This window comes from Paenibacillus sp. V4I5 (assembly GCF_030817255.1).
Classification (GTDB): domain Bacteria; phylum Bacillota; class Bacilli; order Paenibacillales; family NBRC-103111; genus Paenibacillus_E.
The window spans coordinates 6939802-6966582 of the sequence record NZ_JAUSZB010000002.1 but is presented as its reverse complement, the minus strand read 5'-3'; the positions used below and the strand labels follow the sequence as shown (position 1 = coordinate 6966582).

17 protein-coding genes and 1 pseudogene are annotated in these 26781 nt (G+C 49.6%); 3 read left to right on the top strand and 15 right to left on the bottom strand.

Features of this window, described 5'->3' with window-relative positions; genetic code table 11:
• Positions 1-47: 47 nt before the first annotated feature.
• The 15 genes and pseudogenes from QFZ78_RS33595 to QFZ78_RS33530 all read right to left on the bottom strand — a co-directional run bounded on the left by QFZ78_RS33595 (position 48) and on the right by QFZ78_RS33530 (position 22064).
• The gene (locus tag QFZ78_RS33595; protein WP_307553750.1) at positions 48-458 is read right to left on the bottom strand and encodes a GNAT family N-acetyltransferase; all 411 of its coding nucleotides are present in this window, start codon (positions 456-458) and stop codon (positions 48-50) included.
• A gap of 417 nt (positions 459-875) precedes the next feature.
• Complete coding sequence (locus QFZ78_RS33590; RefSeq protein WP_307553748.1) at positions 876-3308, bottom strand: glycosyl hydrolase family 95 catalytic domain-containing protein; 2433 nt, start codon at positions 3306-3308, stop codon at positions 876-878.
• Positions 3309-3392: 84 nt separating this feature from the next.
• Positions 3393-4526 carry a glycoside hydrolase family 88/105 protein gene (locus QFZ78_RS33585; protein ID WP_307556018.1) on the bottom strand — a complete coding sequence of 378 codons (1134 nt, stop codon included), beginning with the start codon at positions 4524-4526 and terminating at the stop codon, positions 3393-3395.
• Between the two features lie 23 nt (positions 4527-4549).
• Positions 4550-5689, bottom strand: a complete 1140-nt coding sequence (locus QFZ78_RS33580; RefSeq protein WP_307553746.1) for an oligogalacturonate lyase family protein — start codon at positions 5687-5689, stop codon at positions 4550-4552.
• Between the two features lie 56 nt (positions 5690-5745).
• A complete protein-coding gene (locus QFZ78_RS33575; RefSeq protein WP_307553744.1) occupies positions 5746-7797 on the bottom strand; it encodes a glycoside hydrolase family 65 in 2052 nt (683 codons plus the stop codon).
• A 42-nt stretch (positions 7798-7839) separates the two neighbouring features.
• Positions 7840-10116 carry a helix-turn-helix domain-containing protein gene (locus tag QFZ78_RS33570; protein ID WP_307556016.1) on the bottom strand — a complete coding sequence of 759 codons (2277 nt, stop codon included), beginning with the start codon at positions 10114-10116 and terminating at the stop codon, positions 7840-7842.
• A gap of 110 nt (positions 10117-10226) precedes the next feature.
• Positions 10227-12398 (bottom strand): glycoside hydrolase family 88/105 protein, encoded by a 2172-nt coding sequence (locus QFZ78_RS33565; protein WP_307553742.1) that lies wholly within the window; start codon positions 12396-12398, stop codon positions 10227-10229.
• Positions 12395-13738, bottom strand: coding sequence for a Gfo/Idh/MocA family protein (locus tag QFZ78_RS33560; protein WP_307553740.1), 1344 nt, complete (start codon positions 13736-13738; stop codon positions 12395-12397). The genes QFZ78_RS33565 and QFZ78_RS33560 overlap by 4 nt, the downstream gene beginning before the upstream one ends.
• Before the next feature lie 115 nt (positions 13739-13853).
• On the bottom strand, positions 13854-15398 hold the full coding sequence (locus QFZ78_RS33555) for an extracellular solute-binding protein (RefSeq protein WP_307553738.1): 1545 nt from the start codon (positions 15396-15398) through the stop codon (positions 13854-13856).
• Positions 15399-15487: 89 nt separating this feature from the next.
• Positions 15488-16357 (bottom strand): carbohydrate ABC transporter permease, encoded by an 870-nt coding sequence (locus QFZ78_RS33550; RefSeq protein ID WP_307553735.1) that lies wholly within the window; start codon positions 16355-16357, stop codon positions 15488-15490.
• Positions 16357-17235 (bottom strand): ABC transporter permease, encoded by an 879-nt coding sequence (locus tag QFZ78_RS33545; protein WP_307556015.1) that lies wholly within the window; start codon positions 17233-17235, stop codon positions 16357-16359. Before QFZ78_RS33545 ends, QFZ78_RS33550 begins: the two co-directional genes overlap by 1 nt.
• A 442-nt stretch (positions 17236-17677) precedes the next feature.
• Positions 17678-17767: pseudogene (locus QFZ78_RS38710) on the bottom strand (RNA polymerase subunit sigma-70); the annotation flags it as partial.
• A 446-nt stretch (positions 17768-18213) separates the two neighbouring features.
• A complete protein-coding gene (locus QFZ78_RS33540; protein WP_307553733.1) occupies positions 18214-20193 on the bottom strand; it encodes a beta-galactosidase in 1980 nt (659 codons plus the stop codon).
• 10 nt (positions 20194-20203) lie between these two features.
• On the bottom strand, positions 20204-21082 hold the full coding sequence (locus QFZ78_RS33535; RefSeq protein WP_307553731.1) for a carbohydrate ABC transporter permease: 879 nt from the start codon (positions 21080-21082) through the stop codon (positions 20204-20206).
• A gap of 19 nt (positions 21083-21101) precedes the next feature.
• The gene (locus QFZ78_RS33530; protein WP_373460144.1) at positions 21102-22064 is read right to left on the bottom strand and encodes an ABC transporter permease; all 963 of its coding nucleotides are present in this window, start codon (positions 22062-22064) and stop codon (positions 21102-21104) included.
• 162 nt (positions 22065-22226) lie between these two features.
• Here QFZ78_RS33530 and QFZ78_RS33525 point away from each other — a divergent pair, with 162 nt between their 5' ends.
• The 3 genes from QFZ78_RS33525 (at position 22227) to QFZ78_RS33515 (ending at position 26536) form a co-directional block, all read left to right on the top strand.
• Positions 22227-23984, top strand: a complete 1758-nt coding sequence (locus QFZ78_RS33525) for a sensor histidine kinase (protein WP_307553730.1) — start codon at positions 22227-22229, stop codon at positions 23982-23984.
• Positions 23962-25560, top strand: coding sequence for a response regulator (locus QFZ78_RS33520; protein ID WP_307553728.1), 1599 nt, complete (start codon positions 23962-23964; stop codon positions 25558-25560). The genes QFZ78_RS33525 and QFZ78_RS33520 overlap by 23 nt, the downstream gene beginning before the upstream one ends.
• Positions 25561-25852: 292 nt before the next feature.
• Positions 25853-26536: a hypothetical protein gene (locus QFZ78_RS33515; protein WP_307553726.1), complete on the top strand. Its 684-nt coding sequence runs from the start codon at positions 25853-25855 to the stop codon at positions 26534-26536.
• Positions 26537-26781 lie beyond the last annotated feature (245 nt).

Below are 26781 nucleotides of genomic sequence, written 5' to 3'. Positions count from 1 at the left end.
CTGTATGTACATCTCCACACGTTTCTGTTAGCGTAATACCCCATGTTTTAAATTAATTTTTTAGTCATAATGATTTCCATGGGCTCATTCTCGAGCAATAAACATCCCGCATCCCGATATCCTAAATTTCTGTAGAAGTGCTGTGCCTCTTCATTAGCCAGAGTGGACGTCATAACAAGTTTAAAGCCATTTTGTTTCATTTCATCTTCCCATATGAGGACACTTTGCTTTCCTAATCCCTTGCCTCGATATTGTTCGTCGATCCATATCATATTCATGAATGGCGTGTTATCCCAGAAATATCCGTATCTCATCCATCCAATTTCACTCTCATCTTGGTTCCTTAGTATGTATATTTCATTTCTCTTTATTTTTGGCAATATTAAGTTCTCTAAAATATGATGGTCATGTTCTCGTATGTATCCATAGTCTGAAGCAGTTGCAGGAACCATCTTCATCTTTATTCCGCCCCCCTTGATGCAAGGGTAACAACTAATCCATCTTTTGTAAACTTCCCTTTAATAAGATTATAGGGATATAAGAAAAGCCTTCGGCGCGTAACCGAAGGCTGGTAATACCATATAGACCGATTTAAAATGGCAGGAAGCCAGTCCCCAAATGTGATAAAACCACCGCACCTTATTCCATATTCTTTTGAGGAAGCCTATGTTTTCTTAGGAATTGGTTTTGCGTCATTCCCCCGCGAAAAAAGGCCGTAAGGAATCCCTTACGACCTGACTTTTCCCCATTTCCTTTTCGCAAAAAATATTCAACAATTGTTAAGAAGTTTGCCGAGGAGAACTCAAAAAGGGCTTTCATGGGACCAGGTATCCACTATCCATGAAGGGGTGTTCACGTAAACCATGAATATGAATTTACTGCTTGCAGCTGCAATGTTCCGTCTCGATGATGACCGATGGCGCTCCGCTCTTCATCTGCACCGTATAGTACGAAGGCCCGAGCGGTGAAGGCTGCGCTTCCTGAGCGGATATCGTGCAGGAGCTCACCCAATCGGGCAGCTTGACGACCATATCCGTGTCTCTGTCCGCAATCAACTCGGTGCGAAACAAGCCGGCCTCCCTGTCCCACTCCATGGAAACCCTGCCGGTATGGAACCTCCACTCGGCTAATCGCCCGCGTTTCCAACGCCCAGGCAGCGCTGGGAGTAGCTTGACGAGGCTCGGCGCTGTTTGCAGGAGCATCTCCTGAACGGCATTCACCCAGCCTAGATTGGCATCGAGCTGAATCGGGGCCGTAGGCATGTTCATGGAAACCCCCATCCCCCGCCAGTCGTTGTGCAGCGTGAACAGGTTGGGCAGCAAACTCGACCTGGACAATACGTCCAGACAATCTAGGGCGCTGTCACCGTCGCCAAGCCGGGCATAAATAGCGGCCATATGAGCAAGCGACCAACCGCTTTGCGCCCCGATCTCACGTTTGCGCACCGCCGTTTCGAACGCTCCGAACAAGTCTGGATCGATCTCTTGCGTCACTTCATGCCCGGGAAACACAGGATATAGATGGGACAGATGGCGATGAGCGTAACGATCCTCGAAAGCAGGATGAATCCACTCACAGACGGCACCATCCTTATTTATCCGATAGGCAGGCAGACGGTCCAGCATCTTATTCCAGCTCCGTGTTTCCTCAGGATCGCCGCCGATTGCCCGGTTCGCTTCGATCAGATGGTGCAGCAACTCCTTCAGGATGGCTATATCCATCGTTGCATTAATCGCTGTGGGCATTGGGTGAGCCAATGGCTTGCCATCAGTCGGCATGAAGTTCGACGGTGTATTCTCAGGCGATACAGAAGGATATATCTTATATAGCCCATCCTCGTCCGTCACAAGGAAGTCCTCATAAAATTGCAAAGCCTCCCGCATAAACGGTATTGCTGTTTCTTGCAGAAACTGCAGGTCGCCGGTAAATCGATAATGCTCGTCATAATGGCGGGCTAGCCAACCGGCTGCTCCGATCCAGTTGAGGATCACCGGCACGATCTGGTTCGGCACGCCAATACCCGCTGTAGTTCCAGCAGGAATATAAATGCCTCGGCAGCCGTAAAGCTTGCGGGCATTTTCGCGAAAGTCGTCCATCAGTCCCTCATAATAACGGAACAAGGATGCCGTCAATTTGCCCAGACCGCCGACGTGCGCGTGCCAGTACATCATTTGGATATTTTCATTGGCCATGTTATGGCTCCATACAAGCCGGTAATCCCCTCCCCATAGTCCATAAAGACCGAAGGGCTCGGCTTGCTCATCAGCGGCCGTACCGCTCAGGAACAAATACCTGCCTAACGCCCACATCTTACGTACTAGCGCCAAAGGAGCTTCTCCCTGATACGCATCCAACAACAGTCGTTCATTGGAACGAGAATCCAGCTGTGCGTCGTCCAGTTCCAGAGAAGCGGAGCGGTACAAAGGCCGATGCAGCGCTATGTGACGCTGCAGCAGCCTTTCGTAGGTGGCTGCTGCTGCAAGTTCGGCCAGTTCAAGTTTCAACCGGGCCCAATCCCTAGACCTTTCGCCGTGAACAAACACCTTTACCAGTACAAGTACACGGCGGGTCCTATCGAAACGGATTAGGCCTTCCTTCGTTTCGACGTGGCCCCCTTGCGGAATGATTCGGAGAACCGCACCGAAATCCGTGCCATCGTCGTTCGTTGCGGCATACCAGGCAAAAGCTTCGTCGGAGCCGGTTTCCACCGATTTCTCCAGTTCCTTGAACTCCGGCGTATCCGCCCAGCGATCGCTTGGGTGAAGTATCAGACCGATCTCGCCCGTTACAAGTCCATCGCCGCTGCCTTCAATCTCATAAATAACCGCATCGTCGGCACGAGAGACGAACAGCTTTCGCCCAAAGCGGCAAGCGCCGTCTGTCCAGCAGACGGTTACTTCGCCGCTGTCCATTTCCAGCGTCCGGCTGTATTCGCGAAAGGCGCTGCCGCATGGCATAATCAGCTTGATCGCAGCCAACGGAAACCGAGAAGCAAGACGTGTCCCATAGCCATGCCCTTTCAACGCATCAGCCAGCTGCCAGCTGGCTTCGGCATAGCGTTCCTCATCCATGAGCTCCCGGGTCCGGGAAAGTGTGCCGCTCACATCCGGCAATTCATCCTTGTGCCCCCAATGCCATAGCTGAGCATGATTGAGCAGCACCGTCTCTTGCTCCACGCCGCCAAATACGGACGCGCCTAATACGCCATTGCCGGAGGGAAGCGCTTCGCGCCACATATTCCGCCACCAGGATGCGGGGTAATTCATACTAAGCCTATCCCCGTGTTGTTGGTTTATTTGCTCCGGCATCTGTTTCAAGTCTCCTTCGATAAACTCCAGCTTTTTAGCCGTCCTGTCCCATCTAGTCCTGCACGCACCTGATGTGGAGTCGTTCTATATCCCGCGCAGCCGCTCGATTTCGATGCTTGCCAGCAGCAGCGGTGCTACGCCCATCAGCACATCGCTGACGATCGCTTCGCTTATATAGTAGTCAAACGAGCCGTCACGATATTTACGTCCGCCAAGCCCTGCCCCATGACAAATGCCATGCAGGTGCACACCCTTTTCATCCTCCGTAACAAAACGCTGCAGGATGCCTTCGTACGCGCGTTCCACGACCCGCCGGTCGATCTCAGCCAGATAGCGTAGCCGAATACCCTTGGCTAACGCATACGTAAGCATGCAGGAGCCCGATGCCTCCAAATAGTTGCCCTCACGGCCGTTGCAATCCATCACCTGAGCCCACACTCCGCTCTCCTGGTCCTGGACGCGCACTACCGCATTCGCCATCCGCTCGAAGATGCCCATAAGCTGTCCGCGCTTCGGATGACGGACTGGAAAATACTCAAGCGCATCAACGAGTGCCATCGCATACCAACCCATCGCACGTCCCCAGACATGCCTGGAGCGCCCTGATCTGTTATCGCACCAGCGCTGCTCCCCGCTCTCATCCCAGGCATGATGCAGCAGTCCTGTCTGCGGGTTTCGCGTGCGCCCTTCAATCAGCAGCAGCTGATGCGCAGCTTCATCGAACCAATCGCTTTCATCGAACGTCCAGGCGTACTCGGCCATGTAAGGTGAAGACATGTACAGGCCGTCCAGCCACATTTGATACGGATATATTTTCTTATGCCAGAACCCGCCCTCATTTGTCCGCGGTTGACCGGTCAGCTGGTCGGCAAGCAGCCGAGCGGCCTTCTCGTACTTCGCCTCGCCCGTTTCTCGCCACAGCCACAGCAGGTTTTTACCTTTATTAATATGATCGAGATTGTAATCCTCCAAAGTATAGCCCTGAATCGAGCCATCCTCTTGGATAAATACATCCATTTGGCGCTTAACGAACTCATGGTACTTGGCCTGACCGGCCCAATCACCGAGTCGGCCGATGGCCGTCAGCGCCATGCCGGCAACATATCCCCACTTATTTGCGATATGCGGATGCAATCCGCCTTGGCTCAACGACAGGATTGTCTCGGCAACCTTGATAGACATAAGCTCAGTGTTATTGATGATTGTTGCTGTTTGCATCTTCACTTCACTTTCCTCCCTGTCTACACTGTGAATTGCGGCAAAACTCTGAAATCATTCGGAAGCTCAACCAGATACAGATTCCCATAGCCATTCTTGTCGCTGGTGAACAGCAGCCGCTTGCCTTCCGAATCAAACCGCGGGTGAGCATGCACCTTCTGCGAGTGGAAGCTGCAGCGCAGCTCGCACAGCATACGCGGGCCTTCATACACGCCGCCGATTTTGCGCCAAAGGCTCAGTGTCTTCACAGCGCCCTTGCCGTCCACGATCGCCTGCCCCAAGCCATCCGCGTATCCATGCCATGTATCGAAGGCGAACTCTGTCTCCTCCATTCCTGTATTGTCATAATGGATGCTGCCGAAGAAGTTGGTGCCGTTCAAGCGGAAGCCGTGATAGCCGATTGTTACTCCATCTGGGTAAAAAAACTCATGGCCCACCTTTTCTTCGGGCTCAAGCCGTTCTCGAATTTTCCATGCTACTCCAGTGCGTAAATCCAGACCCCATATTCGGTGATCGACTAGATGCCACGGCCCTTCATGGCAAAACGTCATGAGCCAAGGCTCCTTTGGAGATGTATTGATATGGGTAATAAACCGATTCGCCTCATACACCTTCTCTGCGCCGCCTTCATGGGCATCGATGCGTACGATCATGCTGTGAGGAGCAGCCTCCATCAGCTCCCGGTGGCCGACATAGCCGTTACCCAGATCAAGACGGATGCGATGTGACAAATCCTCCTGTACGCAGGTCATGACGAACAAGCCGTCGGCTGTCGCGCTCGCATTGCCAAGATGATAACCCTCCGGAGCTTCATAGCGAAGCTCCTCCTCCAGCGAATTCAGGTCTAGCCGAACGAGACAGCGCCCGACTTTGATGAACGCTGCGCTGCCGTCTGGCAGCAGACAAGCGTCTAGAAAATCGTTGTCAGGGTAATCCGTCAGTTGGGTCATAAGTCCACTTTCTATGTGCATACTATACAGATTGGTGCTGTTTCCCCTATCCGAAATGAACAACAAACGCTGTCCTTCGTCATACCAACCGCTCTCGGTAAAATATAAATGATGACTATGTGCTTTATAATCGGTCAATTGAGTGACTTCAAGCCCTGTCAGCCTATCGATGTATGACTTTCTTTCTGAGGGCCATATTGTTCCTTTAGCCATGCTCTCGCCTCCTCTGGCAAATCTTTTCCTGCCTGACTGTCAGACTGCCCGACTTTTTACAGCCAAGGCTTCAGCCCTTCCCACTTCACCGACCAGCTTCCGTCCTGCGGGAAGCCTTGGTTATGACCGTTCGGATTGCCTTTCCAGCCACAGGCCATCATCGCCACAGCTGTAAGCAATCCGCCGTTACCCGGCAAATAAGCGGACAGGCCAGGGCGCTGATAATTATGACCGTTGGTCAAATAAGTGTTCTTGGTAGCGTCCATCAGCAGGAAATCGACCGCCAAATCGGGTTCCCCCAGTCTTGCCGCCGTCATGGCGCACATCGGGAAGTCCCAGCCCCAGGCCGAGCCCCATTTCCATACTTCCTTAACCTTCAACAGAGTGTTCAGCATGACCTTTCTATCGATCAGCGTACCCGGCAGGATTCCAAGCGCCCCCAGCATTGACGGATGGTCGTGATTTTTGGCCGTGAAGGTATCAGGACACAGCTCATGAGCAAGATAAACGCCATCTGCCTGCGGAGGCTCAGCCATCGCCCCGGCGACTTCCGCCCACCGCGGATTAGCCGGTATTTGCAGACGCTCTGCCCAGCGAACGGCAATCTCCAGTCCGTACTTCCAGTATTCCAGCTCGTACGGCGGATTTTTGCTAGCCTGTAAAGGGTGGCATTCCTGTGCCGGGATCAATGGCGGCCCCAGATCATAGACGCGCTTCTCTTCATCCAGATGCGCGAAGGATACCATAAAATCTGCCGCCTCAAACACAATGTCACGGAACCGCTCCAGCGTCAATTGGGTCGGATCCGCTTGGTAAATCAGCTCGGCAAGCGCCATAGGATGCGGCTGCTGCCAGATCAGACCCGGAGCGACCGGAGATGGGCAAGGCTTGCCGTCGAAGCCGACCATCTTAGGCCAACGCGCCCCTTCATAGCCTTGAGATTGTGCCAAGACACGAGCGACCGGCAATATGTCAGAATACCAGTCCATGCTCTTCAGCAGATAGCTCTCCCGGCCCCATAACGGAAAATGCGAGGCGTGCCACCAATGCATCTCCAGATGGGACTTGCCGAACCAGCTGTTGTACATGAAGCCGGTCTCCTGCGGCGGCAATGAGCCTCCGCTATGCATCGCGCACAGAAACTGTGACAGCACAACGCGGCGTTCTAGCTCATACGCTCTCGGATCAGCGCTTCCAGAGAAATCCATCACAGCGCCGTTCATCCAAAATGCCTTCCAATGGCTCTCGCTGGCTGCCAAGATATCACTGACCGATGCCGTTTGCGGTGTCTGATCCGCAAAGCCTATGGCGCATTCCAGCACTTCGCTTTCTGTGCCCGGCAGCAGCGTGAACTCGTGCGCAGCGGTCCGTTCCAGACGGCCCGCGCTCCATGCCCAGCTGACCTTATAGCTGTCCTCATCCATGCTGCGTTCCAGCACAACCATGTTTTCACCAGCAGCGCTCAGCTCTGTCCGATGTCTATCGTCATGGCTCCAGTCTGGGAAAATAGCCTTGGCCCATGCCGTATGGGTCATATCCGGCGCCGGAAAACGAATAAACATCTGCAGCCGTCCTTGTTTGATCAGCGGCGATTCCGCACGCACACCGACGACGTCCGATGTCGGATGGCACGCCGTCGTCACGCGGACCGGCACACCCTGAACAGCGAATTCACTGGTCAAAATCCCCTTCCACAGATTCAGTTTTTGGCGAATACCCGTCACATCACTTGCTTGCGCCTCTGCTCCTGATTCCAGGAAAAACCGGAAGGAAATACGGCCGAGCTGCAGACGGTGCGGGTTCTGCCGAAGCCAGTGATAAGCTTCCGCTTTGTCTCCCGGCTTCATTGGATACCCGACCGAGCGGCCGTAGGTATCAAACATTTGATAGTCGGCATCCTTTTCAGTGAATCGTTCGTGTCCACCTGTATAATGCCAACCCCAATTAGACTGTGTGCCTAACGGCACCTCATATTGCTCCGGGAAAGTCTGAAGGCCGGTAATGTCGGCACTGAAAGCGAATTCCCCATTACCAACTGAGAAGGGGGACACGGGGTCCAACTTGTTCAATTCCGGTTGATGGCGTTCTACGATCTGTCGTCTGTCCATGATTCCTCCTTGGCATATGAAACCCGGCCCGAGAACACCTGTTTATTCAAGCAGAGAGTCCATCCGGGTTCTCATCATATCCCGGTACTTGCCCGGGGTAATATCCTTAAATTTGCGAAAGCTGCGGATAAAGCTGTTCTCATGCTGGTAACCGACCATCAGTGCAATATCCGAAATGCGGTTATCCGTTTTGAGAAGCAGCTCCGCCGCTCGTTCCATACGTAGCTGGGTCAAGTAGTTATAAATCGTCTCACCCGACTCCTGCTTGAACACCTGACTAGCCAGACTGCTGCTGATCCCGATCGATTCGGCAATCTCCGGAATGCCGATCGGCTCGCTAAGATACTGCTTCATAAAGTCAATCATGCGATGGCACATGATAAAATCCTTGCTCTCAATAAGCCTCTGAAACCGTTCCGCTAACGGAACAATCCAGCTGATCAGCTCGCTTTGAATATCATCCAGATAAAGCGTATCGAACCGTTCGTAGATCGGATCTGTGGCACCCTCGACGGCTGGTCGAAGCTGCTCGATACGTTCTACGGCCGTTTGCAGGAAGGAAATAGCCTCGGAAGGATACCCATATTGGCTGCGGATATGTCCGACCATTCGTCCTATCGCATCCTGGGATTGCTGCTGATCGCCAGCTTCGATTGCGTTAATCAAGTCATTAAGCACTCCCTCATTCGGAAGAAGTTCTTTGACTTCGTGCCCCGATACCTCATGGAATGGGATCACCTGTCCATAGCCTTGGTACAACCGGTAGGTAAGTGCATTCTCTGCTTCCAGCATCGCCTGCTTCAATCGGGCGATATCTGTCTGAGTGGTGCTAATCCCTGCCGAAATGCTGAATTTCAGCAGGCGGCAAACAACTTCTATCGATTCCGCCAGCTTTTTCTCCAGCTGTTCTCCGCCGCCAAGCGGCTGCAGCAGAATGGCTGTCTTGTCCTTACCGAAATCTGTGCAAACAATCCGCCATTCCCGCTCAAACAGCTCTGCGACAATGTTAGCTAAGGCAAATTTCAGCAGAGACCGATCTCCGCCTAAGTATATTTGTGACCACTCATCATATCGATCAATCGACAAGACGACCACCGTCACCGGCGCCTCCGTCCACTCCCCAAAGTACCGGATCCACTTCTCCCCAATGTCTCTTTTACCGGTCAGGTTGCCAATATAGATGTCATAGAGCATCTTAGAGGACGCCTCGGACATCGTCTCCCTGACGAGCTGGGACAGATGTGCGTGATTGCTGAGCAGTTCGCCGGTCAGCTTCTCCAGATCAATGCCCCCTGAAACGTTGGCCTTGCGATCGTAGGTGCTGAACAGCTGCTTTAGCCTGCGGACTGGGCGAAAAGCCGCCGCATTGATATAGAAGATCGTCACGCCGCCAAGCGCGAGTGCGGCGATGGATACTAGCAGTGTGGCATTACGAACCTTTTTCGATTTAGCCAACAAGCTGTCCTGTACAACGATGGACACATACTTCCATCCCGTTACCGGCGACTTGAGCTGATTAACCAGCAGCTTTTGATTTTGATAGGTTATATCACCGCTGCCGTCCTCCTTCAGCTTCCCCAGCTCCTGCCGGATCGCCTCCTGATCGAAGGTATAATTCGAGACGGAAAACAGCACCTCGTCGTGCTCGTCAATGATATAGCGCATTCTGTTCAAATTGTTCATAACCGGCGGATTCAGCTTGGCGAAAAGCTCCTCGTCCTTCAAATTAACGGCAACAATCCCCTTGAATTCGCCCTGAATCATAATTTTGCGAAAAAGCGCAACCTCCGAGCCCTTCCCGCCTGCGCCTTCGGGCACCTGACGCTTCTTGATGATCCTCAGATTGTTATTAAATTCGCCCGCTACGCTGACCCATTCCGAGTCGATAAACGTAAGCTTGCTAGAGCTGTAGCCTTGCGGAATCGAGATGAAGCTGCCCCTTGCGATATCATAGACATAAATGCTTTTGATATACTTGGAATTGCCGATAAGAGTCGACAGCAGCTGGTACAGCTCTGAGATATTTGCATACGAATTCTGGACCTCATTTGTTAGAAAATTGTAAATATGATCGTTAAGCGCTACTTTGATCGCCACTTGATCGCTTTCATTGATAGAGTCATCTATCACATTCATATTGAGCTGCAGCATTTGGCGCTGAGGTTCACTGAGCTCCTCCTGCAGCACCGACTTCGATGTATAATACGAGGTCAAGCTGACGGCCAAAATAATGAGGAAGACCAATACGGTCAGAATCAGTACGAGCCTGGCTTGTGTATGGGCCAAATTGTTTTTCAGCCATTTCTTGAGGGTTTGCATCACGTTAATATCCACCTTCTACTAGGATCTTTTCATTATAGCGTGATCCGTCCCCTCCTGACACGCTCCAACCGGATCTCCTGTCCTCTCTTCCCCGACCCTATTCAGCCTTAAGTGCCACCCAAATACGCTTTCATTCGCTGTGTCTCGACGCCGGCGAGCAGCACGATACCGATGCCATGCGTATCGTTCAAGTTCCAGCCCAGCTCGTGCTTATAATAAGCGTGGGAAAAAGACCAACTGGAGCCTTTGCAGACGCCGTACAGGTTGCCGTGCTTGTCGATAGCCCGCTCGCATTGGCCCTGCCAACCGGTCAGCACCGCATGGACATACGGCTCGGGGTCAACCAGCCAGCCGTGGCGAACGCCAAGCGCGAAGCTGTAAATGAACATCGCGGTGCACGAAGATTCCTCATAAGACTCAGGATCCGTCAGTACCTGATGCCACAAGCCATGCTTACCCTGCAGTCTCAGGTAGCCTTCGGCCAACTCACGGTAAAAAGCAAGCACAGCCGGGTAGCTCTCATGAGTCTGCGGCAGTACTGCTAGCAGCACGGCCAGTGAAAAGAATACCCAGCCATTCCCCCTACCCCAGAAAGTCTGAGAACGCTTGCCGATGTTCACATCGTACACATGCGACATCATTTTTTCTGCCGGCATATATAAATACTTCTTGTACAGCAGAAGCTGACGGGCAGCTTCATCCGTATAAAGCGGATCACCGGAAAGCTCGGCATACCTGCACAAAAATGGAACGCTCATATACATATCATCGCACCACATGGTGTTGTGCATACTCGGCGATACACCGATCCTGCGATATAACGCGCCGTCTTCCATACGGTCCTGGACATTCATAATATAGTAAGCTATGTCATCGGAAACCTTGCGCAAACCCTTCAACGGTCGAAGCCGGTCAGCCAGAATAGCCAATGCACCGAAGGATCCGCAATCATCAAGGCTGTCGATATGCGACAGCTGGTTATTCAAGCCGGCTGCGCCGAAGCGCTCCCGGTCCCATTTCGAGTAATCGTAGGTCGCCGTCGCAAATTCAACATGCCGCGTAACGTAATCGGCCAAGTCGCTGCGATCCAGCAGCTTGCTCGTCTCTAAGAGTCCATTCAGCGTGACGCCAAGCGGATAGTTCCAGCGGCCGAACAGCTCATTCTCGAGAAAGAGCCGTACATGGCCCCCTCGTTGGCCGGTCGTCCAGAAGAGAGCCTCCTGCCCACTGGCTGCCACACTGTCCATCGTCAAATAATCGGCGGCATCGACCGCTGATCCTGCAGGGAACGGACCTAGGAAGAGCCACTTCCCTTTGTAGCCGTGCACTATGCGGGCAGCAGCCAGCCTAGCTTCTCTTGAAAGCTCGCATATGGAGAAGCCCCAGCCCTGCTCATCACATAGGCAGTGCGCGATAAGGTCGCTGCTTCCGGGCATAACGTCTAATACAAGGGAGAAATCCCCCGGTTCATGAACGCTATGCAGCTCTTTTCCATTCCATAGGAATCTTAAGGGACCGTAGGCGGCACCAGCCAGCTTTATGCGCTTCATCGAGGTGGTTAAGTTGATGACTGTTGTCCATGCGTAAGCTTCCATTCCTGGCTGAAGTCCGTACAGCCGCTCCATACAGACCGTTTCCTGACTCCGCTGCTCCCTCACGGGCAGCCACTTCATCCCTGTAGATGCTTCCGTAAGGGATAGGGCCGGTATGGGCTCCAGCGGAATATCCAGCGGAACTGTATATATCCAGCCCTCCTCGCCTTCCCGCTCCTCGGACGGGGTCAGGAAGTGAAAGGGTTTGTTTTTGCGGCTGCCTGTGCCGAATTCCGCTCCGCAGCTCCCTTGCGCATTCTTGCCCAGCTCCAGCACAAAGTGATTCCACCCTCGCGTCAGATCGATCTTAAGCTTCAATGCCTGCTCACCAGCGCCTTCCTCCTCCGTCGATGAGCCAAAGCGCTTCTGCCCATTGTGATACAAACGGACCGGACCGAAGCAGCGAAGCAGGAAGACAAACGGCTGCGGTTGATCGATCCACAGCTTCGCCCAAGTGTAAACGCGCTGGCCTTCATTCATATCCGGGAACATTCGTTCAATTGGAAATTGATATAAATGATCCTGCTGCTTGCGAATATCTCCAAAGCGCGTAACCCGGTAAACAGGACCATGTGGCGGATTATCGCCGACATACCGCTGTGCAATTGCCGCCAGAACATGTGGGATACTGCTGCTATCCGTCTGTGAAGCCATACTTTCCATTGGTTCAAAATATCGGCCGCTCATAGCTCTCTGCCTCCCTTGCTGCTCAAGCTCGCTGCAAGCTTCTGTAAGCCTCCATTACCGCCTAGTACTTCTTCAATCGTAATCGGACGATGCTCCTTCACGGAGCGCCATACCGCTTCACCTGTCGCCACTGAATAAGCTCCATCCTCGGAGCCCGATAAGATACGGTAAGGTCGTCTGGGATCTTCCCCCATAAACAGGTCTTCCAGCAGTAGAGGATCTCCGCCGCCGTGGCCGCCCTCCCGGTGCACGACATGGATGGTCTCCTTCGAACCGAACAATGGGAAATAGTCGATCGTCTGCACGGGTGTAGGGAACGGCGTTCTGCCGGGCATATGATACTCCACCGACTCCAGACGACCTTTCGTCCCATTAATAGCAAGACGGTATCCCTCGTACGGCAGCGAGAAATTGACGGAATAGCTGAGCAGCGCGCCTCCGTTGTACTTTACTGTTGCGGTGTAAGTATCCTCAATATCGATCTTCGAATCGAAAATGCACTGATCGGGACGATAATCCGAATAGGGAAACGTCTTCTTTACGGCGTCTAGCGCGCCTAAATGGTCGTCTGGCACGCGGATGTTCTTACTGCGTGAATTCCAGCGCGAGTAATAGGAGCAATCCTCTGTATACTCACAGGTGCTGCAGAATCGGCCGTCTTCCTTCTTCGGATTCGCTTCCCCTTCAGCGCCGTAGTAATTCAATGCCCCGTAGGCAAAAACCTCAACAGGCTTTTGATTGATCCACCAGTTGACCAGATCGAAGTGGTGGGTGCATTTGTGTATAGACAACCCGCCGGACAGCTCGCGAACCCGATTCCACCGTTTGAAATAGCTGGAGCCGTGATACGTATCCAGATACCAATTCAGATCAATCGATGTAATCCGTCCCAGCATGCCTTCCATAACCATTTCCTTGATTTTTGTATGGATCGGAGCATAACGGTAATTGAATGTAACAATAACCGAACCCTTGCTTGCCCGTTCCGCCTCCATGACACGACGGCTGTCCTCGCCTGTCGTGACCATAGGCTTCTCGGTTATGACATCGAGATCGTGCTGTAGTGCGGCAATCAAATATCGAGCGTGGGTATCGTCACGGCCTGCTACGATGATGACATCCGGGCGCGTCTCATCAACCATCCGGTTGAATTCAAGCTCACCATACGTCTGCACATCCGCATGCTCCGGGTACCTCGAGCGGTATAAGTCGAAGCGCGCTGGGTCGTGGTCAAGCAAACCGACCAACTCGCAGCTATGGGCGAATGTGGTCAGGATCGGCTTGGCAAACATGCCTAGCGCTCGTCCGCTTACTCCACAGATCGCATATCTTTTTTTCATATAGGAACATCCTCTCTTCCGTTCGCAAATGTATAGGATGCTGCTCCCTTTGCGGCATGGACTGCACGCTGAGGCAGCAAAGCCGGCAAAAATCTGCCGGCAAGCCGCAGCTTGCTTATTTTTTCACCTTGGCATACCACTCCTGAACACGCTTGGTAACCTGATCGCCTCCGGCTTTTTTCCATCTGTCTACGAACTCGTCGAACTTCTCGATCGGCATGTCGCCAATGACGATTTTCGTCAAATACTCCTGAAAAAGCTTGTGCGATTGAACATCTGGAAAGCCTTCATATACCGTATTCGGCAGGCCGTCTCCAGCAATACGGCGTGCATCAGCCGTGCTGACGATGAATATATCCTGGACCATCTTCTGTATATTCTCTGGGAGCGTTTCCTTGATACGGATGTCCATGTCCTCTTTCGTCGTAAGATTACGCATACCGAGCGCAAGCGGCCGGCTATCTTCTGGCGGAAGCAAAACCTTCTTACCGTTCACGACTTGGTGCTGAATCCCCTCAATACCGAAACGGCTGAAATCGTCGTTGTTTTTGTCATAGAAAAAGTCCAACAGTTTTAGAGAAGCTTCCGCATTTTTTTGGGAAGCAGCAGGAATCATCCATTCCGGCTCTCCCATGCTTTTTTGTGTTACGAAGCCTTGGAGGCCTTCTACCTTAGGTATCGGCATACCGACGATGTAGGCGTTGGGTGCTCCCTTCAGCATTGCGGTATAGCGATCACGAACATTGGCGGGCAGATGGTACCAGCTGCCGACCAGATTATTGTTGATTTTGGCCTGCCAGACTTCTCCTTTATTAAGGAAGGTTTCGTTGTCCAGCAGCTTCTCCACATAAAGCTCACGGATAAAGCGGATGGCGGCCTTCATGTTCGGGGTGATGCCCGCATACTGAATCTGCCCATCATACACGTCCCACTCCGGGCTGCCTTCCCACATAGCGACCCCATGCATCCCGAACAGGTGGTCCATCCATTTGCCGAATTCGCGTCCGGAGGTCGGCAGCTCGTCTTTGATTCCATTGCCGTTCGGATCCTTGTCGCGGAACGCCCGCAGGACGTTCTTATACTCCTCTGCTGTCTTCGGCATAGGAAGTCCTACCTTGTCAAGCCAGTCCTTGCGGATCATAGGCGCCCGCTCAGGAACGAGGAACACCTTCGGAACATAATAGATATGGCCGTCCGGGGAAGCCGAACGCACAATATCCCACGCTTCTTTCGGAACGTTCTTCCAAACGTTAGGGGCGTATTTGGGAAGCAAATCGTCCAGAGGCAATGCGCCTCCCTGCTTAATTAATGTTTGATCTATGCCCCCAATAGGACGAAGAATGTCCGGCAAATCGTTGGAGGCGATCATCAGATTCAGAAACTCAGTCGGTTCCGAGCCTGGCGGGGTCGTAATCAGCTTATATGCAACACCGGTCTTCTCTTCAACATATTTCACATGCGCGTTGCTGCTGTCCGGAATGGAACCAACGCCCATATGGCTTTTGAATACTTTAACTTGAACGGCTTTGTCGTCCTTTCCGTTATTCTCTGAGGCTGGAGAGGTTTCCCCTGCTTGCGTACAGCCTGACAGTATGGTGATCGCCAGCAGAGCGGCTAAAGCAGACATGGCTGCCGGTTTCCCTAATAATCGTTTCTTCATTTGTTAATCCTCCCTTTTTTGTTCAAATCTATTGTTCAAGCATGTCATCAACAACTTCATATCATGTATCACTCTTGTTAAAAGCTCGACTACTCCTTAAGTGAGCCAAGCATAGCACCTTTGACAAAATACTTTTGCAAATAAGGATACACCAGGAGAATCGGAACTGTCGCGAATAGAATCGTTGCCGCTTTCAGCGTGGTTGTATTGAAAGCATAATCACCCAAAAGAAGATTGACTGCGGCAAGTTCCTCCGGCGATGTCAGATAAGCGCGAAGCTTCATTTGCAGCGGCCATTTGTTCGGATCGCGAATGAACAGCACCGCCCGCTGAAACGTATTCCAATAGCCTACCGCATAAAACAAGCTGACCGTCGCGAGCACCGGCTTAGATAAAGGCAGGTAAATGCGGAACAAAATCCCGGCATCGCTGCAGCCGTCAATTCGCGCTGAGTCGTCTAGCTCCCCCGGAATACCTTGAAAGAAGGTCCGGATGATGATCATATTGAACGTGCCAATCAATCCGGGCAGGATCAGCGACCATAGCGAATTCATCAGACCTAACTCGCGGACGGTAAGGAAGAACGGGATCATCGGAGCGTTAAAAATCATCGTAATAATAATTCCGAGCATGATCGGCTTACGAACGAGAAACTCCTTACGAGACAACGGATAGGCCGTCAGCAATGAGAACAGCATGCTGAGCAGCGTCCCCGCCACCGTAATATAGACGGTAATGCCAAACGAGGTCCATAGACCCTTGTTCTGTAGGATGTGCACCCATGATGCCGTCGTGAACTCAACAGGAAGCAGGAATACCTGCTTAGAATCGGCTGCAATAGGCGAGCTGAACGATACAGCCAGCAGCTGCACTAGCGGCATTAGCATCGTAGCTGCGGCTGCTGCTAAGATGACATAGTTGAAAATCTGGAATAGCTTTTCTCCATAGGTTATCTTCATTACCACAACCCCTGTTCTGTTTTTCGTGCCAGCCGATTGAATATCCACAGCAGCGTGAAGCCAATTACCGACTGAAATAACCCAATGGCTGTCGTCACACTGTATTGGCCCTGAAGCACCCCCGCTCGATACACGTAGGTCTCAATGATATCGCCTACCGAATACGTCATCGGCGTCAACAGATTATAAATCTGATCAAAGCCAAGCTCCAGGAAGTTGCCAATGTTAAGCAAGAACAGAACCAGAATGGTCGGGAACAAGGTAGGCAGCGTGATGTACAGCGTCTGCTTCCATCGGTTGGCTCCATCCATAACGGCTGCTTCATATAGGTTCGGGTTAATGCCGGTGATTGCGGCCAAATAGATGATCGTTCCCCATCCAACCTCCTTCCAGATACCTGAAAGTACGACGATCGTCCGGAAATACGCTTGCTCCTGCATGAACAGAATAGGTTCATACCCCCACCAGCCACGCACCATATTAACTACGCCCTTGTTAGACAGCAGCTCGAACACGATGCCTCCTACGACTACCCACGACAGAAAGTGCGGAAGGTAGAACATGCTCTGCATTAAACGTTTGGCAAACATCAGCCTCACCTCATTGAACAGCAGCGCGAGAATGATCGGCGCCGGAAAGCCGAATAACAGCTGAAACAAGGCGATAGTCGCTGTGTTTCTCAATACATTGTAAAAATCCTGATACATGAAAATAAACTTGAAATTGTCCAAGCCAACCCATGCACTTCCAAGCATGCCCTTAAATATCTGATAATTCTGAAATGCGATCAAGCTTCCCATCAGCGGTACGTATTTAAAAACAAGATAATATACAATCCCGGGAAGGATCATCAGATACAGCATCCAATGTTTTCGCATATTGGCGAGATATGGATTCTCATAAGCTTTGAGCTTTCCCGCCGATTTCTTGGATCCGGACTCCAATGGAGTATACAATTTTGCCACCGTCACGAACCTCCTTTGCATCATGTACCGTCATCTTACCCGCTTCAACGCAACAAGCTCAATAGTTCATTCCTCCATGCAATAAGCAAAAACGAGATCACGGCTCGTCTGGACGATTCGAGTGTGAGATTGGCTTTAGGTTTGACGAGTGCTGCCCCAACGCAGTACCCCTGATCTTCGCGGTAAGCCGCCTGTTGCCGTAATAGCCCATCGTGGCGGAATAGTTGATTCGGTGGAGTATTGGTTCATCGGTCGTCTTAGGATACAAATAAGCTTTGCCACCGTCGTTCGGTGGCAAAGCTTATTTGTGAAATCTTCCTTATGGACAAGGTAGGATGGTCAAATCCACAATTCGCAGTCGCGTGCCTGTAAAGTGCCATCGCGGCGAAAACAACTCAATGGCTTTGATCAAGCCGATCGTCCCAATCGAGATTAAATCCTCGAGACACGATCAGCCTTGCGGAATATCATCTGATAATCACCCCTCACATCTTCCTCATCAACGCCGATAATTTCGGGCAGTGTTAACTCAACCGTGCCTCAATGTATCGAAGTTAGCTTACTATGCTGCTCCCATCCGCTATCCCCCTTAATCTGCTGCTCGAACTCGAATAGCCATGTAAGGCTTACCCGGCAAATTGACCCTCGTTACCCCTGAATGCAAATCTCGACCGTTGTAATCGTCATATTCCAGGAGCTCTGGATCCTATCCAACAGTGGATTCCCCTCGATTCCTGGTTGTACCGGTACTTGTACGAGCCTCAAAGCATGATTTTTAAAGCAAGGATTCACACCTATTGCTCTTTGGTTGGTGAATTAACCCTTACAGCTATATTATAGTACCTCCCCAATGTCGCTCTGTGCCCAACTTGGATTGGATAAACACGGCCTTCAGAACCCGGTCCTCGGTATCTCGATTGGGTTTATACAAAACGCCTGCCTATTCCCAACGCGGACATCATACATCTGAGCGTGGGACAGCTTCATTTGCTCTACAAAAGCTTCATAAGGACGGTGACACACATCGGTCACACCGATTTGATAATTTTCCCCGTCAAAACGTCCCAGAACCGGTTGGTCAGCGAGCTGAAAATAATGAACGCCGATGAGCTCTGGAATCGCAGCGCCTTGTTCCACAAAATACCGGTACGCCAAGCCCCTCTCCTCTTGCGTGGCGACAGCCTTGATCCCGTATGCCAACATCCCGACATCTGCTGCACCGAAGTGGAATTCCCCGATCATGACCGGTTTATTCAAATGTTTGCTGATCATTTCAATATGCTCCCGATCCGGTTTCATTTGATAGCAATTGATAGAGAACACATCAAACGCTTCGCATCCCTCCAGCAATTCGCTACTACCAATCCAGGCATATCGCATTCCTAAATTCAGGTGATTAGGATCCGCCTTTTTACAATATTGGGCCGGTATCTCTACATAGCGACGGATTAAAATCCGGTTAAATGCCGAATAATCCTCTCGGCGCATGCCTTCGATATGCCCTGCTTGGACTTTTTGCGGATGCAATAACTCGTCAAATTGTTGAAAATCGGTTCCCCAAGCTTCGTTTAAACACGCTGCTGTTGTATATTTGTTCTCCAGCCATTCCACGAACATCCGCTTACTTTCGAATGAGTACGGATGCTCCATCATGGCCTCCGTCAAGTTCAAACCATCGACAAACGCCCAATGGGGCTCGTTCCGCATAAAATAACCAACGAGACGCCGATCCTCTTTCAATGGGATAAGCTGATTAGCGAACTCCTCTGCTTTCTGCTCGTATTCGGGGCTAAATACATCCGGAAAATCTCGGTAAATGGTTATTTCAGTAGCCGGAAAATCTGTCATTGGATACACATAGGGCAAGCTGGAGCTGTGAATAAACTCAGGCATCGACCAGTTTCCGATCGTATTGATCCCCCATTCCTTCAGACGTCGATCCGTCAGCTCCATCCACGCTTCAAGCCAATTTTCTCCGAATACACGGATCAGATTGGCAACCGAGAAGCTGAATCCGTGCCCGGACCAGGCATCACAGAACTTGCCCTCTCTTTCGGGCAGCTGTGGAAGCAAATGCTCCATCCCTGCAACCCGCATATGGTCATAGGGTTGTAAGCAATCCATTCCTGTACTGAACAAGGCAAATCCGTCAGGATCGACGAACCACCAGCGCTCACCATCAAATTCCGTGCGGAAATAGCCGGAGCTCTCGAATTTCAATCCCTTCCAGCCTCCGAAGTCTCCCAAATCCGAACGTAAACCGTCACTCTCTTGACTCTGTTCCATATTCGTTATCAAGTCGGCCGATAAACGTTCGATGGAGGGAGTCTTCCCCGGCCAATCTTTGCCAAGAAGTTGTCCCATTTCGTCGATATAAACCTCTTGTGCATAGGTAAAATCCGGAGCTTTTTTACTTACATACAAGCCTGAGACCTCAAACTGTCTACTGCAGACGGACGAGGTCGTCGATATCGACAAGCTCTGAAGCCTGCTGCGGTCAACAGAACGGTCACCCCTGATCACGGACTGCATCACGCCGGGGTAACGATCCAGAAACAGTTTTTCACCGTTTAAAGCTTTCAGAGGCAGGCACACCCGGGTCCTGACATCCGGCAGTAATCCGTAGTGCACCGTAAGCTCCTTGCCTCCGCTTTCAACGAATGAGAATAACACAACTAGGACATCATGAGCCTTATGATATAAATCCGCAACCAAGTAATCATGATCCGTCCATACCTCCGGATCATCCAATGATAGCTGTACGCCACCTCCCGCAGAAGATGTTTCAATTCGTATATGCTGATCTCCAATGACATGCATAAGGGTACCGGAAACGCAATTAAATGTACCCAATTCAATGACCTTGTTCATATGACTCCCCCTACTCTTTTACAGCCCCAACTACAATGCCTTTAATAAAGAACTTCTGCAGAAACGGATAAACGAGCAGAATGGGCAGAGCGCCGATAAAAATTTGGGCCGATTTGACGGTACGCTGCGATAAATTTTCCAAATCCTTAGGATCAATGCTGATTTTGCTAAAATCCTGCTGTACAACGATGGTTTGAAGGAAGGTAGCAAGCGGATACTTATTCGAGTCCATCATGTATATTAATCCGTCGAACCATGAGTTCCAATGAAATACTAACGTAAAAAGTGTTATCGTTGCAAGAGCCGGCATCGACATCGGCAAATGGATTTTGAACAAGATTCGAATGATTCCTGCTCCGTCCATCACGGCCGCTTCCTCCAATTCTACAGGAATGGCGCGAAAGAAATTCATCAGCAGTATCATATTGTAAACGCTTAATGCTGCCGGCAAAACTAGCGCCCATATCGTATTTATCAAGCCAAGATTAGTAATGAGAATATAGTTCGGAACGAGTCCGCCGGAAAATAGCATCGTAAATACGAAAAACCACATATAAACATTCCGGCTTTTAAACGCCGTATATTTCTTAGACAACGCGTAGCCTGCAAAAACGGTAACAACCATTCCGATCCCGGTTCCCAAAATAGTCCGGTACAACGAGAAAAGCAGTGAACGGATAAAACTAGGGTTATTCACTGTCTTCAGATACGATTCCAGCGTGACGTCTATCGGCCACAAATTGACAATATTGGCGGTAGCCGCAGCTTTTCCGCTTAACGATACTGCAAAGACATGCAGAAGCGGCAGTATACACAGCAGCGATACAGTGATGAGAAATAGTTGATTAAAAACATTAAACCATCGATAAGCGAGCGTTTTATGGTACATGCGTCTCCTCCTCCTTTGACTAGAAAATCCGATAATTCGCATATTTATAAGCTAACCGGTAGGAAATAATGATTAAAATGAAGCTGGTTACTGATTTGAACAACCCGACTGCCGTTGCAAAACTGAAATCCCCTTTCAGCATGGCCGAGCGGTAAACGAAGGTATCGATCACATCTCCTTTACTATACACAAGCGGATTGTAAAGATTGAAGATCTGATCAAAACCCGCATTCAACACATTACCCAGCTGGAGTGTAGCTACAACAACAATAATCGGCATCATAGCCGGCAGTGTAACGTGAATGGTTTGCTGCAGTCGTGTCGCTCCGTCCACTTCAGCGGCTTCGTATAAGGAAGGATTCACGGCCGTTATGGCTGCAAGGTAAACGATCATACCGAAGCCAAATTCCTTCCAAATGTCACTGAAAATCACAACAAAACGGAACCAATCCCCGTCACCCAGAAAGAATATAGGCTTAATACCGAACATGGCCGTAATCATCCGGTTCACAAGCCCGCCTTTGACCGACAACAGATCGATTAATATGCCTCCGAGGATGACCCATGACAAGAAGTGAGGCAAATAAACCAATGTTTGGATACCCCTTTTGATTCCGTTAATGCGAACTTCATTTAGCAATAAAGCAAAAAGAATGGGGACTAGCGTTCCAAAACCAATTTTTAGCACCGCGATGATTAATGTGTTCCAAATAACCTGCACAGACTCCTCGAACATAAACAAAGAGTGGAAATGCTTGAAGCCGACCCATTCGGATTTTAAAAAGCCAAGCCAAGGCTTATAGTCCTGAAAAGCCATCACCAATCCTGCTATAGGCACGTAATGGAAAACAACAGCGATTACTAAGGCCGGGAAAATCAGCATATGCAGGGGCCAAGTTTTTTTGAGTCCCCGAATCCAATTGGATTCCATTTTACTTGCGGTTATCTTACGTATAACGATTGCGTTCCGAGTGCTTTTCATAAGCTTCTCCCCTTTCTACATCCAGTAATTGCATAATTGCACTTTCGCATACTTCTGCTACTATTATACCAACGGGCACTTCCTGTACCTATGACAAGGTCTTAACTTCTATGTCCCCTTTCATAACCTCTTTCTCACATTTATTTCCTAGGCGGTGAACACATGATAAAATATAAAACATTCCGTAATATGCTATTGATGCTGGTCCTGCTGCTCATTCCTGCCACATTGCTCTTTTCTTACGCCAACAAAGTTGGAGAGGATGTGGTCAGGGAAACGCTCGAAAACTCGGCAGACAAACAATTGGAGTTTACGATACTTCAGTTGGAACAGTCTTTAAGGCAGCTTGAAACACAGACGCTGCTGCTCGCGAACGACTCCACTATCAAAGCATATTCCAGCTCGTGGGATTTCCCCGAATATGTCGATCATTTGCTCATGCGGAAAAATGTTGAAGAAAAGCTGATTCTTCAGAGTCAAGCGGAATCTCTCATTCATGATGTAAGCGTTTACTGGCCGCAAATCGAGGAAGCTCTCTCGACAAAGGGAAAGATTGCTTATAACAATGTTGAACTGGCTGCTGCGCCTAAAAACAAATGGTTTATCCATCACGATGATCAAGGACAGTTATCCTTTCATTTGATGTTCACAAATCCCTCTGTTTTTCAACCGGATTTGAGCAATGTGACTTCAGTCGTTGAAACATCAATAACGAGCGAATATTTGAAATCTGTTCTTAAGGGCCTTGATGCATCGGGCAACGGAACATCCTTCATTTACTTTTCCGACTCAACAACTATCGCCAATCAAAACATCGATCGCGGGCTCTTTTCACTGCTCAAACAGAAAGATACCCTGAGCGGCGATACCGGCTTGCAGCATCCACTGCTTTCCGTGATTAAGATGGATGGAATCGAATACATGGTACAAACGATCCGCATCCCTTCATTGGATGGCACGTTAGTCAGCTACATTCAATTGAATACATTTTTGAATCCGCTAAAAAAAGTAAGCCTGCTTGTTAATATTAGCCTGCTCTTTCTCTTTGTTTCCGGGGTCGCCATGTCTTATTTGCTTTATCGGCATTTTAGAATCCCATTCGGTTATATGATACGCAAAATTGAGAGTCTGGGATCAGGCGATTACAAAAGCAGAGCAATCGTCAGAACGAACAATGAGTTTGATTATTTGTTTGCAAAGTTTAACGAGATGGCATCGCGTATCCAAGCCTTGATTGAGAATGTATACGAGGAACGTGTTCGTACACGCGAAGCGGAATATAAGCATTTGCAGTCGCAAATCAATCCACATTTTCTTTATAACTGCTTGTTTTACATTGTAAGTATGGCCCATAAATCTCCGGAAGCTGTCACTTCCATGGCCAAAAACTTAGCCCAATTTTATCGCTACATTACCCGTAAAGCCGGAACGGATTCTACACTTGAGGATGAAATTCACCTTATCGAGAGCTATCTTCACGTCCAATCGCTCAGAAATAAGCGGCTTACCTACGAAATTGATATTCTGCCATCCATGCTGAATTTGCTTGTCCCTACTCTGCTGCTTCAGCCATTGGTAGAGAATGCCGTCGTACACGGATTGGAGAGAAAAAGAGAGTCCGGGATCATTCGAATTCGGGGCACATGGCAGCAAGACAGGTATATCATTACCGTAGAAGATGATGGCGCAGGCATGACAGAACAGGGGATTCTGGAGCTAACGGCTCAAGTATTCCAACAGCGCAATTCAGATGAGATCGGCTGCGGTTTGTGGAATATACATCATCGGCTTATGAACCAATTCGGTCCGGACTCAGGCCTGCATTTTGTGAACAATGAGGGGGGAGGCTTCCGTGTAACCGTTCAAATCCCCTCAATGAGACAGGAGGAATTTCCATATGAACATATTGCTGGTAGATGATGAGGAGTATGTGCTTGATTATTTGCAGGAAAGTGTGGAGTGGATCCATTGCGGAATTACGAACGTATACCGGGCAAGCTCAGTGGATGAGGCACTCGACATTATCAAGCAGTACCCGGTGCCGCTGCTCGTTACCGATATCCGGATGCCTGAGAAAAGCGGCTTAGATTTATTGGAAACGCTCCACGACCAATATCCCGATACAAAAGTCATTCTGCTATCCGGGCATTCGGAATTCACCTATGCCAAAAAGGCACTGCAAGGCGGCGCAGCCGACTATTTGCTAAAACCGATTACAGGTAGCGAGGTTTCCGAATGTATCCGGAAAGTCGTGGCCCAAATTCATAGAGAGAACAAACGTACTCAGGACTTAAATAAAGCAGAGGCTGTCATCAGGCTGGGGAACACTCGAATGCGCGAGCATCTGTTGCTCGACCTGCTTCTTGGTAAACAATACGCAGCGGATGAGCTGAATCAGCAGTTGAAAGCCCTTAACTTACCCCTGCAGCCGGGTGGTAAATCTACGTTGATCCTGATTCGCATGGAAACGAACAATTACGATTCGAGAGAAGATATTGCGCTTCTAGACTACGCCTTGCTGAATATGGCAGAGGAAATCTTCTTCCAGGAAATTAAGTCCTATTCTTCGCTCTGGTGGTGCAAAGACACGCATCAGTTTATTGCCATTGTCCTTCCATCTGATTCCTTGGACGAATCGTCTACTTGGAATGAACGGATTAGCGAACTACAGAAAGCTGTCAGAACCTTTTTGAAGAGAAACATTTCCGTCATAATTACAGAACCTTTTTCGTTTCAAGCCCACTTAAACAGTACTTATTTGCAAGCTTTGAACGATTTTTGGTGGCGGGTCGGAACTCAAGAAAGTGTTGTTATACAAAGGAATGAGCTCACTTACAAACCGGAGATTAAGCCTTTAACAAAGCTTTATGAAACACCCTCGATCCTTCAGGTTATGGAAGCGAACCGGTGGGAGGAAGTCATTGAGAAGATCGAAGGGATCTTAGTGGAACTTGAATGCCCCCCCTATCGGACGCAGTATCATATCGTTGAAGTCGTTAACTATTTGTACAGCTGCTTTACCTTCATGGCCAATAAACAGGGTGATCCCTTGTCCGATTTGATCGGAAGCCTCTCTTTGCTTAAAAATCCCTATTACTTCCACTCTAGCGAAAAAATTAGGGACTGGGCCATGCCGCTGATCGAGCAGTTCAGACGTACTCTAACCGATTCCACAGGTGGAAGAAGTCATATCATCCGTCAAATTCATGAATATATTGGGCTCCATCTTCATGAGGATGTCTCTCTTACCAAAGTCGGTGAATACGTCTATCTGCACCCGGTGTATTTATCACGTTTGTATAAAAAGGAAACCGGAGATAGTCTTTCCGCTTATATCACTCGTGTCAGAATGGAGAAAGCGGCCCGTTTGTTGACCCAAACGAATAAAAAAGTATCGGATATCGCACAAGAAGTCGGCTACCAAAAAACACAATATTTTATCCGGTTATTTAAGGAGTACTATAACTACACCCCTCAAAGCTATAGAAATCAATGAAATGCAGGGCGGGGAAGTGCATGGGGAGGGACACGGCCATTATTATAAATACGCGTACCGTTTCCTAAAGCTGAACCGGATGGTCGGCCGCAATCCTTCCGATTTCGAATCGTTCAGCCGGATTTTGTAGTTATCCATTTTCCTGTTGCGCTCTCTGACAATATTGTGGCACACTATGGATATCACGCATTAACCGAGTGGCAAAGTATGCCCCGCTTCCTTTCTAAATCGAAAAGGAGTCGGGGTTTTGTGTTTTTTTTAAAACGAATATGGAGAGGCGAGTGATCAGGTAATGGGTTTTGAGATCGAACACGATAAATGGATAGGTGATCATCTTAGGCGAAGAAGAGGGGAACGTCTAGATGCTCTGAAACGCGGCCATGGGTTCGGAAATCAATTGTTCGTAGAGCAAATCTGGTGGCAGCTTGTCGGACATTTCCATGGATTGCATCCTGAATATGAAGTGAAGGACTGGCGAGGGAGATCCTACTTTGTCGATTTCATGTGGATTGTCGGAGCTATACGTATTGTATTTGAGATCAATGACTTTGGCTCTCACGGCACGGATCGAACCAAGTATCGGATGGATTTGAACCGGGGACTTTTTCTTCAAGCTCAAGACTGTATGGTCCTCTACATCTCTTTGGATGAGTTAAAAGAGAACCCCTCGTTCATTCTCTCCGCATTGCGGAACATCTTGTTCTCTTATCTGTCTACAGAGAGTGGAACCAAAAGAATCGTGGAGAAACGCTATTCAAAAATCGAACGAGACTTAATGCGAGCGGCCATTCGCCATAATCGTGCCATTCGCCCATCCGAGGCTGCAAGGGAGTTGGAACTGCATATTATGACTGTCATCAAGTACTGCCGCATGCTGGTCGATAAAGGGAAATTTCGGGCTGTGGCCAGAGGAGTGTCACAGCGAGTCAACTACTATGAATATGTGGGCTCTATCCAAAGTCCGGATTTGGTTTGAGCACTGTTTCTGTTTCGATGCTTGGAATTATATATGAAAAATCATATAAAAAATTCCCTGGGCTGGCTAAAGCGAAAATTCTATATGAAAAATCGTATATAATTTGTCTTATTGCATGAATCCCACCAATTATATTCGAAAAATCGTATATATCAACTGACAATTAATTGGATTTGTTCTTACTCTCCCACGAGCTCCCTTCGTCGGCTCAAACAGCAAAAGGACACACACAACCCGTTTCCCGG